The organism is Paenibacillus woosongensis (assembly GCF_009725165.1).
GTDB lineage: Bacteria > Bacillota > Bacilli > Paenibacillales > Paenibacillaceae > Fontibacillus > Fontibacillus woosongensis.
The window spans coordinates 1,028,780-1,042,678 of the sequence record NZ_WNZW01000001.1 but is presented as its reverse complement, the minus strand read 5'-3'; the positions used below and the strand labels follow the sequence as shown (position 1 = coordinate 1,042,678).

The 13,899-nt window shown below is 41.8% G+C and carries 13 protein-coding genes; 12 read left to right on the top strand and 1 reads right to left on the bottom strand.

Annotation, left to right across the window (positions count from 1 at the left end; genetic code table 11):
* The first annotated feature begins 37 nt into the window (after positions 1–37).
* From GNP95_RS04970 to GNP95_RS04920, 12 genes are all read left to right on the top strand, one after another.
* Positions 38–553, top strand: a complete 516-nt coding sequence (locus GNP95_RS04970) for an RDD family protein (protein WP_155609733.1) — start codon at positions 38–40, stop codon at positions 551–553.
* Positions 554–622: 69 nt separating this feature from the next.
* Positions 623–1,399, top strand: a complete 777-nt coding sequence (locus tag GNP95_RS04965; protein ID WP_155609732.1) for a DNA and RNA helicase — start codon at positions 623–625, stop codon at positions 1,397–1,399.
* Between the two features lie 58 nt (positions 1,400–1,457).
* Positions 1,458–3,005 (top strand): contractile injection system protein, VgrG/Pvc8 family, encoded by a 1,548-nt coding sequence (locus GNP95_RS04960; protein ID WP_196427065.1) that lies wholly within the window; start codon positions 1,458–1,460, stop codon positions 3,003–3,005.
* Between the two features lie 21 nt (positions 3,006–3,026).
* Positions 3,027–4,163 carry a pentapeptide repeat-containing protein gene (locus GNP95_RS04955; protein ID WP_155609730.1) on the top strand — a complete coding sequence of 379 codons (1,137 nt, stop codon included), beginning with the start codon at positions 3,027–3,029 and terminating at the stop codon, positions 4,161–4,163.
* 5 nt (positions 4,164–4,168) lie between these two features.
* Positions 4,169–4,687: a hypothetical protein gene (locus GNP95_RS04950; RefSeq protein ID WP_155609729.1), complete on the top strand. Its 519-nt coding sequence runs from the start codon at positions 4,169–4,171 to the stop codon at positions 4,685–4,687.
* Between the two features lie 7 nt (positions 4,688–4,694).
* A complete protein-coding gene (locus GNP95_RS04945; protein WP_155609728.1) occupies positions 4,695–5,393 on the top strand; it encodes a DUF4280 domain-containing protein in 699 nt (232 codons plus the stop codon).
* Between the two features lie 25 nt (positions 5,394–5,418).
* Positions 5,419–8,565, top strand: a complete 3,147-nt coding sequence (locus GNP95_RS04940) for a CdiA C-terminal domain-containing protein (protein ID WP_155609727.1) — start codon at positions 5,419–5,421, stop codon at positions 8,563–8,565.
* Between the two features lies 1 nt (position 8,566).
* Positions 8,567–9,463, top strand: a complete 897-nt coding sequence (locus tag GNP95_RS04935; protein WP_155609726.1) for a hypothetical protein — start codon at positions 8,567–8,569, stop codon at positions 9,461–9,463.
* A gap of 368 nt (positions 9,464–9,831) precedes the next feature.
* On the top strand, positions 9,832–10,056 hold the full coding sequence (locus GNP95_RS04930) for a hypothetical protein (protein WP_155609725.1): 225 nt from the start codon (positions 9,832–9,834) through the stop codon (positions 10,054–10,056).
* Positions 10,029–12,329 (top strand): hypothetical protein, encoded by a 2,301-nt coding sequence (locus GNP95_RS04925; RefSeq protein ID WP_155609724.1) that lies wholly within the window; start codon positions 10,029–10,031, stop codon positions 12,327–12,329. Before GNP95_RS04930 ends, GNP95_RS04925 begins: the two co-directional genes overlap by 28 nt.
* Positions 12,329–12,478, top strand: a complete 150-nt coding sequence (locus tag GNP95_RS26685) for a hypothetical protein (protein WP_413773718.1) — start codon at positions 12,329–12,331, stop codon at positions 12,476–12,478. Before GNP95_RS04925 ends, GNP95_RS26685 begins: the two co-directional genes overlap by 1 nt.
* Positions 12,479–12,997: a hypothetical protein gene (locus GNP95_RS04920; protein ID WP_125084740.1), complete on the top strand. Its 519-nt coding sequence runs from the start codon at positions 12,479–12,481 to the stop codon at positions 12,995–12,997.
* 527 nt (positions 12,998–13,524) lie between these two features.
* Here the strand turns inward: GNP95_RS04920 and GNP95_RS04915 are convergent.
* Positions 13,525–13,731 carry a helix-turn-helix domain-containing protein gene (locus tag GNP95_RS04915; protein ID WP_155609723.1) on the bottom strand — a complete coding sequence of 69 codons (207 nt, stop codon included), beginning with the start codon at positions 13,729–13,731 and terminating at the stop codon, positions 13,525–13,527.
* Positions 13,732–13,899: the final 168 nt, after the last annotated feature.

Here is a 13,899-nt window from a genome sequence, read left to right as displayed (position 1 = left end):
TATAGAAGAAATTTATGGGTTTGAAGGAGATTCGTTTATGTACGCTGGGTTTTGGAAGAGGTTATGTGCGAGTATATTAGATTACATTATTATCTACGTTCTTGCTTTTGCGCTAGCGTTTCTTGAATTAATATTTGACATGCTTGTTGGAGTCGGAAAGGGACTTATTTTGCTGGATAGCAGAGTATTTGAAATCGTTTATTCGACGATTCGTATAGCCGCTGCCTTCTCTGTACCTTGGCTGTATTATGCGATTTTAGAGTCTTCCAAACTGCAAGGAACTTTTGGGAAAAAGGCGCTTGGCATCATTGTCGTGGATCAAAATTATGAGCGTGTATCGTTTGGACGGGCGACCGCAAGATTTTGGAGTCGAATCCTTTCATTCCTGACGATCTATGTCGGTTATATCATGGCTGCCTTTACCCAGAGGAAGCAGGCTCTACACGATATTATTGCAAAAACCTATGTCGTTGATAAAAAAGTACTTGAGCTAAGCAAAGGGAATCCTGAACTGTACTTGAACGGCGTTCATATGGAGGGGCAGCAAGCTTGATAGGTCATCTGCTCAAGAACATAACCGGGTGAGTCGTACAAACGTCACAGCCGGAAGGAGGGGAAGGCAATGTTTAACCATATCGTACCGAAGTTTGAGAAGGGCCGGATTCTAAAGACAGCGATGCTGGAAAATCTGCGGGATTTCCCCCGCGACTTCGTGGACGTCTACTATCACGAATATACGGATGGCATCATTTCGGGTGCCCATGTTGAGGTCGGCGCAGATTCCCTGATCGTGCATCCCGGCATCGTCAAGCATCAAGGGCGGCTGTATTTGCTGACAGATGCTGTGAGCATCAAGTACCGTGCCACGGGGCGGGAGGCTGCATTAAAGGTTCGTTTCCATGCTGGTGACGAGGACGGCGACTGGCAGACGTTCCGCAGCGAGATCGTGATCGATGAGCAGCTTGAAGCGGATGCCACTGAGCTGGAGCTGTGCCGCTTCAAGCTGAAGGAAGGCGCCCGGCTGCGCCAGGACTATCAGGGCTTCCGGGACCTGGCGACCGAATTTAATACCGTGAATGTTCTGCATGTCCGCTACGCGGCTTACGGCAAAAGCACCTTGTCTCCGGTTATTCTGCGCTCCTTCGCAGAGGAAATGATGCGCAAGGGAAGCGGCGACCCGCAGGACTTCATGTTTACAATGATGTGCATGAACGAGGGAACCCTCGCTCGGGACGTCATTTTGCACTATATGACGAGTCGTCTCGGCATGAGCAGCAGGGAGTATACGAATGTGGAGATCCATAAGTACCTGGGCCGCATTCTGGATGGCGTCCGCGGCGGCGGTGGCGGCAGGCTGGGCATGGCCCCGGGCGGCAGCCAGCGGGTGATTGTGGATTAGGGATGGTAGTTTGCGTTTGCAGATAGAGGAAATGAAGTAAGCAAAGGAGATGAAGTATATGGCAGGCTTAATCGTTGCGTATGATACCTTGAAAATTGCCCCGTTTGAGATGAAGCTGCACGACGTGAAGCTGGTGAAAAAGTTAAATGATCATGCCAGACTAACCTTCAGCGGCATTATTCCTGAAGAGATGGAAGAGCAATATTTGAGAATGGCCAACGAGCAAACCCCCGTTGAACTGCTCTACTACGATGAAAATGGCGCAAAAAAGACGCTGTTTCACGGTATGCTGCTCAAGCTGCACATTAAGGTAGAGCGGGAGGTCTATTGGCTGGAGGCAGAGGCAGTGTCTCATACGTATGCTATGGATATTAAGCTGGAGAACCGTGCTTTTCAGGATAAATCGCAGCAGATTGAACAAGTGATGAAGCATATCGCGGAGCCCTATCCGAGAGCTTATATCGGAAATACGTATTCTGAGCGGCGTACGCTAGGCGGATTCACATTGCAATATCAGGAGACAGACTGGCAGTTCTTAAAGCGCTTGGCGTCTTGGTATAATGCTCCTCTTGTTCCTATCGCTTCGCGCGACAGTATTTGTTTCTATCTCGGTATCCCCGACCATAGCGACCGAGGACAAATTGAAGCGACCCATTATCGGGTGTACAAAGATCTGCTTGCTTTTAAGAATGCGGGAGACCCTAAAGAGTCTGGCCTTAGTGAGCAGGATTTCATCTGCTATGAGGTTGTATTGGATCAGGATCTGGAATTGGGAGATACGGTCACGTTCAAAAATCAGCAGCTCCACGTGTTTGAAGTACTTACGGAAATGTCTCGTGGAGTTCTTACTCATACTTATACATTTTGCTTGCCAAGAGCCGGATATCAGCGAAGAGTCTATAATACCAAAATTATCGGCGCCTCGATTCAAGGCAAGGTTGCCGTCGTGGTCCGCGACGAGGTGAAGGTGAAGCTGGAATACGATCAAGATTGGAACCAGCAGACCGCTTATCTGTTCCCTTATTCGACCATGTATGCCTCGGAGGATCAGACCGGGTGGTACGTCATGCCGGAGATGGGCGATGATGTGCGTATTTATTTTCCTAGTGCGAATGAGGCAGAGGGCATCGCGCTCAGCAGTGTACGGAAGAAGCTTCCTCAGGATTCCGGAACAGGAGGAGGCAGTCCGAAGAGCGGAAGTCAGAATGCTGGCGGCAGCCACACCACAACGACAGTGGTCAAGCAGGAAATGCTGCAGCCAATTATTCACTATGATGCGGATATAAAAGAAGATTTGATGAGTAACCCGGACAGGAAGTTCTTCCTGACTAAGACAGGCCAGAAAATCATGTTTGAGGAAGACAAGATTACGATCGTTGGGGCTCAAAACGGCGCGGCGATTACGTTAACCAACGATGGCACGATTCTTTTGAGTAGTAGCAATAAGATAAAGCTGCAGACTGGAAAGCAGATTGAGATGGTGTCCGAATCGATTCTGCTCCTTGGGAATCAAATCGATATGTCTACGAAGGAAGGTAAGGCCGGGATAACGATTGACCAAGGACAAGTTAAGTTAAAAGGCGTTGAAATTCTAATGGATGAATAATTTGTTTTGCGGGAGGTCGTGATGAATCGGATTGAAGCATGGGAGCAATTCACACAGGAAGCTTTGAAATTTAGAAACCAACAACTTAGAGTTTTGCATGACTTTTTTGGCCGGGAGAAGGATCGAATTGCAGCGGATTTAGTGCCTGTTATGGATGAATTTTTCCAGTATGCTGTTCAACTGCAAAACCTCGATCTGATGAAAAAATGCTGCGTTATAAAAATATCATTGCTGCGTACCCGACTTTTTGAGGGGCATGCGGAGTATATGCTGGAGGTTTTTGATCACGACACTTTAGGTAGTACTAAGATTTCACCTTATAGATATGAGGCAAGGTGGGTTCATGACTATATCAAGGCTTGGAGTCAAGCTTGTGAGAACAAACGGAAGGAATATATGGGAATTATTCCGCCACAATCATTGGATTACTGGAGAAGGGAACAAGTGGACCCATTTCACGTGTATATGGTTCATGCCGTGCGGCATGCTGTGAATCGTTTAATTACCCTCCCCTCCTACCAGGAGCTTGCTAAGGATTCGCAATTCGAAATCTGTGTAGGCGAGTACGGGGACATTGACTTAAGCGAATCCGTTTATTGCTGCAACAGCCGGCAAAAATCATCGACTGCCTGTAAACAGTGGTTAGATAAAAAGATGGAACATGAATATGTCTATGAACATATTGCGGATGTAGATATTTCTAATGGTAATTACGAGGGGATTCAGCTCAACTTCACGAGACTTGAGAGAGTTAGGCTTACAGGCAGTCATTTACAGAGCAGCTATTTATTAAGCAGCAAATTCGAATCGTGTGATTGCTCAGAAGTTGATTTTTACGGCAGCGTCATGTTCGATGCTTCCTTTCGAGAATGCAACCTGGAGCGAGCTTGTTTTGATGAAATTACCGGTGGCCGTGATGTTATGAACGAAAACTATGGGCTCATGTTTGGCATTCATGGCGTCCAATTCCAAGGCGCTAATTTGCGAGCAGCTAGTTTTCAAAATGCGGTTATCGCTGCTGATTTTAGAGGGGCTCTGCTGGAGGGAACTGATTTTACCGGAGCAGATCTAGCGGGAAGCACGATGTTAAGCCGCGATCAATCTCTAGTCTCACTATCTGAGAGCCAGTGGCAATCAATCGTTTGGGTAGAGGAGTGAGCAGATTGGAATATTTTATCCTAGAGCAGGATCGTAGGTTAGGCAGCTTGGAAGGGATGATCACTTTTTCAGAGCAAATGCAGCAAGGTTATGAGTTCGCCAAGGATGAGGAAGTTGTATTTGTCAATTCGTTAAAGGCATTGGAATATGGATGCATTTTAGAGAAGCCTGATTTACTTGTTTCCGATGAAGTATACCAAATTCTAAACCGATATGAGCGCGGTCTAGCTCATAAGAAGGTCATTGTGATAGACATGGCGCGGAATGGTCAGATACACTATTATTTTCCCAAATTTACGGAAGTACCTAGTAGTAACCAAGAATATGTCAAGAAAAATGCTGAGGATTCAGAGAAAATAGACCATTTTACGGTAGATGAAAAGCTTATTGAGGGCTTAAGCATGTTCAAGCTGAATTATTACCGCAAATCCTACTTGGTTGTACGACTTGATGTGGCGGAAGGAATGCTGCGGACAAGCTTGTATGGATTAAATGTAAGACGAATTCTTATTAATGGCAGGTGAATGAAAATTGGATAAAATCTACACGAGCTTTTTAAAACAAAGCACGATAAGTGAATTAATGAACGCCCCTTGGAGGGCGGAAAGCAAGAAGGAAACCTATGTAACTCGAGGAGCCTACATGTATTGTACGATGGGAACCCATGAAGAAGTGCTAAATCAGCTTGAACCAAACGGCGTGTATATTAACGAAAATAAGATGATGACCGTAAAAGATTGCGTAACGTCAAAATCAGAAGAAAAAACCTTTCGAGGATTTCCTATAGAGGAACTTAAGGGTGAAATGGATGGAAACTTTTATTCTTTTGGTTTTTGTCGAAGCCCGCAAAATCCTATGAAAATAGCCCATGTGGCTACAGGGGATTCAGGACCAAGTTATATATACAATTATGACCCTGATACTAAAGTACTGCCATACGGTGAAGAACATAAAATTTTCCCATGTGTTCCTAAATTAATTCCTCACTTAAAGGTAGGGCCAATAGGAGTTGACGAGGGAGTGAATAGATTCCCTAATCTTGTAGATATCATGTCGAGTTTAGCTAAACTTTCGGAAGGGGTAGAGTGGGACAATGGCAGTTCAAATGTCATGATCGATGGAGTACCTGCACTTACCACAAAATCATGCTTAACTTGCAAATATGGGGGAAAGATTCAGATCTTAACTAACGGAATGGAGCCAACGCCTCCCGAATTTCTAGAAAGATAATATCTTAAGAAAGGAGGCAGTTAACATGAAATTATGGCGTGATATAGATGGTTTTCAAATTGAATTGCCATATGATCTATCAACTGTCCGTAGTTTCCGGATTGTTCGCAAATTTAATGATCATGCCCGTTGTTATATTTCAACGACCATGTCGGAGGAGCAAGCCGACTTATGCTTAAGAAATGGTACATACCGAGATAGCTTACTTATTCGTAAATCTACCGAGCAGGGAATTGACTACCTGTTTGCAGGCGGAATCTCCAACATCGATATTCAAATGGAAGATGGTATTCCCCATGTGACGATAGAAGGGTTGTCGCGAACCTATGAAATGGATCGCCATTTGGAGAGTCGTTCTTTTCAGAACAAATACCTGACTTATACGGATTTGATTCGGCATATTGCCCATCTGTATCCCGGTGGGGACGCCCAGAATGAAGCGACGTCACCTGAAGCGACGATTGGTCAGCTCATTGTGCAGTATGAAGAGACGAATTGGCAGTTTTTAAAAAGGCTGGCATCGCGGATCGGTACGGTAATTCTTCCTGATGTAGTCATGGATGCGCCTCGGGTTTATTTTGGCGTACCTGATTTCTCTTGGGGGAAAGTTATCCGGTCCCATCATTATTCGATCATTAAAGATCGGGAGAACTTTCTTGACATTCAAGCAAATTCGGATGTGAGTTCAGCCTTGGGGGAATCCGATTTTGTCAGTTACCGGGTACATACGAACCAGTACTGCCAAGTAGGGGACAACGTTTCCTTTAAGGGACAGATGTGGGTGGTGACGGAGTCCGTGGTTACCTATGAGTCTGGTTTAATCTATTATGAATATGTACTCGTACAGCGCGCAGCACTTCGTCGTAAGGTAAGAACGAATCGTGCCATCCAGGGAGTTGCCCTTGAAGGACGCGTTATGAAACGCGGTAACAACATGGTTAAGGTACATTTAGACATTGACCATGACCATGACGAACGAGGAAATTGGTGGTTCCCGTACTCGCCGGAAGGCAACAACATCTTCCACTGTATGCCGGAGGAAGGGGCGCGCATCAAAGTTTATTTTCCAGAGGGAACGGAGAAAAAGGCGATTGCCATCAATTCGGTACGAGGGAAGAGCGAAGAGATGAAGTCGCGCACCGTCTTCCAGAAGCCGACCACGAAGGTGTTTCATATGCCCGGAGCGGCGAAAATGGAACTTGGTGAAGATGGTGTATTATTCGAAAAGAATACCGTCAGTTTAACTCTGGATGGGAACGATATTTCATTAAATGCTACGGAATCAATTCTCGTAGTAGCATCTAATGAAATCGAACTAGGTGGGCAAAATGTGCCGGAGCATATCAAGTTAGTGGCTGACAAGACGATCACCTTCTTCACGAACACGGATCAATACATGGAAATCCGGCCTGAGTATGTGGGGATTAAAGCGAAGAAAGTGAACTTCGAGAAGGTCGAGATGGACTTTTTGGATATGCTTACGGATGAAGAGATTATGGAGCTATATATCGATCAACTGTTAAAAGACGAAATATCAAAAGCTAAGCAGAAAAAGATTGAGGAAAATTATGCAAACTCTGGTCAGCTTTCAATATTAGAGCTTACGAAGGCAGAAGAGCTTGAAGTCAGAAATAACTTATCAGAGAAAATTAGGAACGAGCCAGGAGCGAAGGAAAAGGCCAGGACAGAAATAAGTAAACTAGAGCCGAAAGAAATCCAGACTCAATATAAAAATAAAATCGAACAATCAATACCGGAGCCAAAGAAAAAGTCGAAAAAGGAAAGAGCCCAAGAACAGCAAGAATATGCGGAGTTCTATCAAGATTACATAGATATTCGAAGTGGTAAGAAGGCGCCGCCTAAGCAGCCAAGTAATCCGTGGAAAGTTCTTAAGGAACAACTACCAATAAAGGAATTGAAGGCTCATATAGAGAATCAAGCTAATGATAATGAGATTTTACGGGGACTTGTGGATGCATCGAAAGCGTTATCTAACTCGGTAGATAGATGGCAGGAGCGCAGAGAAGAAGACCGGTTAAATCGCCTAATTCCACTAGTACCTGAGTATCTTAGCAAGATCCCGGATGAGGGGATATACTATTCCCGATTTACCTTTGAGGAGCTTATAATTAAGCCGCGTAAACTGGCAACAGAACTCAACTTAATGTTTGGAGTCGTAGCTGTCGTAGGTGCCTTTTTTACGGCAGGAGGTTCGCTGTATCTATTAGCTATAGCAAACGGAGTTTGGGGCGTAGCACAGATCGGTGTAAGTACCTTGCAACTGAAGGATTTAAATGATGGGATACTTTCAGATGCTAGCTTATTAGGTATTAATCAGGAAATGCTAGATGTAACTGGGGCAGTGCTTGGATTCGCAGATCTTGCGATATTCGCAAATAGTGCGTTGAAAGGCGCCAAAGCGACTTTTAATGCTAAGTACGTGAATGGCGTTAACGACATATCTCCACCAAAAACTAAAGTATGGAGTGAAGCTCGGAGGAAGTTGGATGATCAACTTAGAAGAGCAACTGAAGAAGGCAAATCTTTATTGAGTGAATATAGTAAATTAATTAATCGGAAAAACTACGACTGGGTGCCTGTGTTTGACACCGGTAATGGTACAGTTGTAGGATTTAAACAACTTGTCCGTATTGGTGACGAGCCCCTCTTCATGTTTAGTAAGAGTGGGGGTTCTGGTGGATTTAAATTAACTGAACCGTCACTACCAAAGGGCGGTAAGCTTACGGATGAAGAAATTGAGATGCTTACATCTAAGAACAAATCACCTGGACATGAAAAAGAGTTTGAGTCAGCAAGATTTTTAAAAGAAGAAGGTTACGATATAAAGATACTGCAAGAAGACCTTTTAAATGGAAATGGCCATGGAATTAAACCTGGTTCAAATCCAGACTTTATTATAGAAGGTAGTGTGTTTGATTGTTACGCTCCAGAAACGGATAAATTAAAAAATATTGTTAAGCAGATACAAACTAAAACGAAGTCTCAGGCCAATAGAGTAGTTTTGAATTTGGATAATTTTCCAGCAGATATCGCCGAATTAAAAGGTGAAATTTTAAGAAAGGCAAATCCGAATGGTGATTTAAAACATTTACAAGAACTGCTTGTTATAAAAGATGGTGAAATCATAAGATGGTTTTGGAAGGGAGATTGACGTGGAGTTATCTTATTATTTTTATAATCATTTTCAAACAAGGGAAGAAATAGATGAATTTTTACTACAACAAGTGAAAAATATTATTAAATCAGAAGAAAATTTAAGAATTATTAGACAAGAAGAAAGTGAGGAGGGAGAGGGGGATACATTAGATTTTATTTGTAATTATTTTGTCGCCAGAACAACTCTTAATTATGTACAAGAAACATCCGAAGAATATAGCATAAACGTAAACTTTTGCCTACAAATTACCCTATATCCCAATGGAGACTCAAAATTTATTCAGTTCATCGGTAAATTATTAAGTCATAGTACAGGAGATGCCATATTATTAGACGATTATTATACTAAATTAATGGAAAGAAGGGATAGTAAGCTCCTTGTCACCGATTATGTATTTAATAGCGACCTCAATGTTCTTGGAGTTCCTTATATGAAAGGGATTTATAAAATGTTTTTATTGCAAATTAATATTAATGATATACCTGGCCATATTATTCAAACTTTAAAACCTGAAATCATAAGTATAGCTAATGATTGCATTCATGAAGGAAAAGTTAATTTAGTGGAAGATCCTGAAATTCATTCTGAGTTCGGGATCAGCTGGAATGATTTCAAAGTAAATGTGCAAAAGGGAGCACCAAATAATAATGGTCAAGTAGTTAATCTATTTGGAAGTAATATTTATACTGATTTGCATGATCCTAAATTAAAATTATTGATAAAGTTCTTCAGGGAAATAATAGTGAGATTTCAGGGAGATTTCAAATTTAGCGTTACTAGACCTTACAGGATAGCCAATAATAAGGAGCTTTTAGCGAATCGGTTGGATGGCAATATAAATATAAATGAAGATGCGGAAGAACATACCTTGCTGTATGAAATTGGTTTTTAAATTTGACATTTGTCAATTGAAGTGCTGAAGGGGTTTATAAATTTGTATATGGTTGAGCAACCCAGTGCCGAACCAATCACATATAATCCGAGTTATGCCCGTATTAACATCTCATCATTTCGATTGTACGTACAAAAGCTTTATAATATAAACATCGTTATTCCGTTACATTAGACAGGTTGATTATGGTCAGGCCACCATGATTGACCTGTTTTTTATGGTCGCTTTTGAAATGATATCACAACTGTAGCACTCCAATATATAATATTTTCTGGTATCCGAGATGCAATTAGTCTGCAAAAAGATTCTGATTTGAATACTGGCTACATTATACGGGGAGGATAAAACCAAAATAAAATTGGCAGTTCATGAAGCGGCTGGCTTCGCGAGTTGGAACGGTAATTCTTCCAGATTTGGTCATGGATGCGCCCAGGATTTATTTTGGTGTTCCTGATTTTTCGTGGGGCAAGGATATGAAGGCTTATAGCTATACCCTGGTGCAGGATATGGGAAGTTATTTGAGTTATCAAGCGCAAGCAGCCGGCGATGCAACGCCCATCTGCTCATGGCCGATTGTATTCAATACCGTGTGAAATCCAAGTATTATTATCAAGTTGGGGATAACGTCGGCTTTAAGCGGCAGATTTGGGTTATCTATGAATCGATAATTACATATGAGCAAGGTAGTATTCAATATGAATACTTATTGGTGCAAAGAAAAGCTATCCGGCGAAAGTCTAAGGTGAATCAGGCGATTCAGGGCGTAGCCTTGGAAGGAAGAGTTGTCAGCCGGGCGAATAACATGGTAAAGGTTCACCTGGATATTGACGATCAGCATGATGAAGCCGGAAACTGGTGGTTTCCGTATTCTGCGGAAGGAAATAATATCTTTCATAGCTTGCCCGATGAGGGGGCGAAAATAAAGGTCTATTTTCCAAGCGGCATCGAGAAAAAGGCTATTGCAATCAACTCGTCACGTGGCGCAAGTGAAGAGATGATATCGCGGACGGTCTTTCAAAAGCCAACCACCAAAGTGTTTCACATCCCAGGGAACACCAAGATGGAGCTGGGTGAAGATGGCGTATTATTCGAGAAGGATACGGTGAAAATTAACCTGGAAGGCGGAAATATTCAGGTTGAAGCTAGTGAGGATTTACTGCTCACCGTGGCTAACCAACTGGAACTGCTCAGTCAAAAGGAGAAAGCAGAAGAGAAGGATAGGAATCAGAGAAAATCGGCAGCCATACTCCCAAGATCCATAAAGTTTACGGCAAAGAATATGATCGGAATGCAAATACTAGAGGATCAATTTATGGTCATCTCAAATGCCTTTGTGGCCATACGCAGCAAGAAAATTGACTTTAACAAAGTCGATATCCCGTTTGTGGATATGCTGACGGAAGATGAATTGAAGGAGTTGTATGTAGAGGAGTTATTTGAGCAGGATAAAGCTCTGGTTAAAGAAATATATCAAGAAAAGTGGGAAGAAAAAAAGAAGAAGGCATCTAACAAATTAGTCCGAGTTGAAGTGAACGGGGAAGAAATTAAGGCAGGGTTAAGAGCGAGAGTGAATGAAGACCCTCATGCCATCAAAAATGCGAAAGCTCGTTTAGGAGAAAAAGACCAGAATGAACTTCAGGTGAAGTACCTAACTCGGGGAAAGCAGCAGCAGGATCGTGGGACGAAACCAGAAGAGAAAAGTGAAGAAGAACTAGCAAAAATCAAAAATAATTATGTTACAAGGTATAGTCAGACCAATAAGCTCATGAGTGCCTCCTATCGTGCGCAGAATGCCGAAACCGATGAGGAACGCACAGAAGCCTTTAACCAGTACTTACAGGTTTTTGGCGAAATGCAACAATCCGGATTTTTTGCAAATGATGCAGAAGGACAGAATGAGCTAACGAAATACTTCAGCAAAAACGTGACTGAAATGTTATATTACTCTCGATTTAATTTTGAGCGAATTGTTATTGCGGGTCAATATGGCTCCGTGATCATGGGGGTTTTTGGTGCTGTAACGGGGCTCATTGCAGCTGTGGCTTCAATCCCATCCGCAGGAACATCCATTATTATCTGGTCTCTTATAGCTGGGGACGTATTATGGTCTGCAGGACAGATGTATGTAAGCTTGGAGAAATTGGACGATTTAGGGAAAGGGTATGGTTATACCGATCCCGAGGTGCTAGGATTAAATCAATCCGATCTTGATAAATTAGGCCTGTTTTTAGCTGCAGCCAATCTATCCCTTCTTGCCAAGCATGGCGTGACCAAATTGTTGGATTCAGCAACGGATGCGAGTCGGATTAAGTTGTTGAATGAGGTGGCAAAAAGAGAAGGATGGGATAATTTAGGTGAGGACTTTGCTGAGCGGGTGGGTAATAGTCAGAGGTATTCTGAAAAGATTCCTCAAGCTGGATCAGAATGGGACGAGTATTTCCGTTCAAAATATGGTGATAAGAATGTGAATTGGAAAACTAGTTCTGAGTACAAACTATTTGGTGAAAAATATATTCCTTATACACCTAAAATTAGACCAAATGCTATAATCACTAAGCCGTCACTGCCTAAAGGAGGAAAACCAGAAGGAAATTATGCACCTATTAAAGGTAAGGATGTCCGAGGATTAGAAAGGCAAAATGAAGCCGCTGATGTGCTAGCTGAAAATGGGTATCGCACTATAATGCTTGACGAAGTTCCCAATGGAAATGCATTTGATGGAAACGGCTATGGTATTGATCCCTCTAAAAGTCCAGACTTCATTATTGAAGGGCAGGTATTTGATTGCTACGCGCCTGATATCGATACGAAACTAGACAACGTTCTCAGAACTCTCAGAGAACTACAAAACAAGCGAGAAGAATAGTGTTAAATTTAAATGATTATCCTGTTGAAAACAGAGCTGAGCTTATTGATTTTATAAAAAGTCAAACACACAAGGATTTAAAACATTTAAATGAACTATTGATCATTGAAGGTCGTCAAGTAACTAGAACGTACTGGAGGTATGAGTAAATGGATTTTTGGCTATCTGTTGGTTCTGATTTTCCCAGAGAAGACTTGAGAAAGTTGCTTTACGATATGATATTCGAAGTATTATTTGTAGAATTAATAAATTATGAAGCGGAAGTAAGTGATTGGTCTGATGCTCAACAAGTGAGTATTAGTTGCACTTATTTTTCTCTAAGTATTAATTTAGATGAAGAGGATGAATACATAGAACGTTATCGGAAGGCGAATCTTGAAGCGTATGGTGTAGATACAAATGTCTTTATTAGTATTCAATTTAAAGCGCGTACTATTGATATCGGATGGGTAAAACTACTCGAAGTCATTGGAAAACTATTGCGGTTAAACAATCTAGATTTGGTTGTTGAGGATGACACCACGTATCCTCTATTGAAAAGAGTTAAGGGCCGTTTGTTAATTAATAGTAACTTAGATTATAGGACATGGTATTTGACTGAAGAAAATCTAGAACTATTGAATTATCCTTATGAAGAAGAAGATTTTTTTAAAGATAGAGGGGAATAGAAGGTTTGTATGTAGAATGACATCAGGGTTTGTAAGCTATCCTTTATTACAACCAACAACGCCACAATGCGAGCTAGCCGTCCGTGTTGTGGTTTGTTTTTTATCCGCCGCTATTTGCTAACAATATAAATATACAAGGGGCGGCTGTTAAAAAGACACCTGTTTTTATTACCTTCGTCTAGTCATGTTCTTTAAAATATCTCCAAACTATAAAATACGTTGCCACGATAGGGGACAGAATCGCGGATATATATTACCTTTATTTCTTGTCTTTAACTGACAAAGCGACAGCTATTCGGACAAAGAGCTCGCTGAAATAATAAACCTCTGCATTGAGAGCTTTACTTAAGAAAAATAATTAGAGTTCCCTTCAACCTCCTCCCCTGCTCGTTGGACGGTTCATGGCTTTGATAATGCACAGAAAGCTTTTTCAAGCGTTCTGGCGTTCTTGGAGTAGTGCATAAAGAATTATCGTGGGAACCATTTAGACGCTTATATCCGGGCGGCGTGATAATTAAAGCAGTAGTTTATTTTTCAAGGCGGATAATATCTCTAACATCGTGAATGCCAAGGCAATCAGCAATTTTTTCAATATGTTCACGATTTATTGAGGTTCTTTGGTTGTTACAGATTTCGCTAATTGCTGCAGGTCGGATACCTGTAAGTTCTGAAAGTTGCTTTTGTGTCATCCCACGTTCCTTTAAAATTTCACTCAACCGAATAGTCAGATGCATAAAACACTCCCCCTCTAACGATTAATCATAGAATAAATTGATGTATGACGCAATAACGCAATGTTGACATTACGAAATAACGGAATTATAATTAATATATTACTAAATAACGTTATTTCGTAATTATAAGAGGGGGAGTGATTTGTAATCGGATATGACTGAGTATGA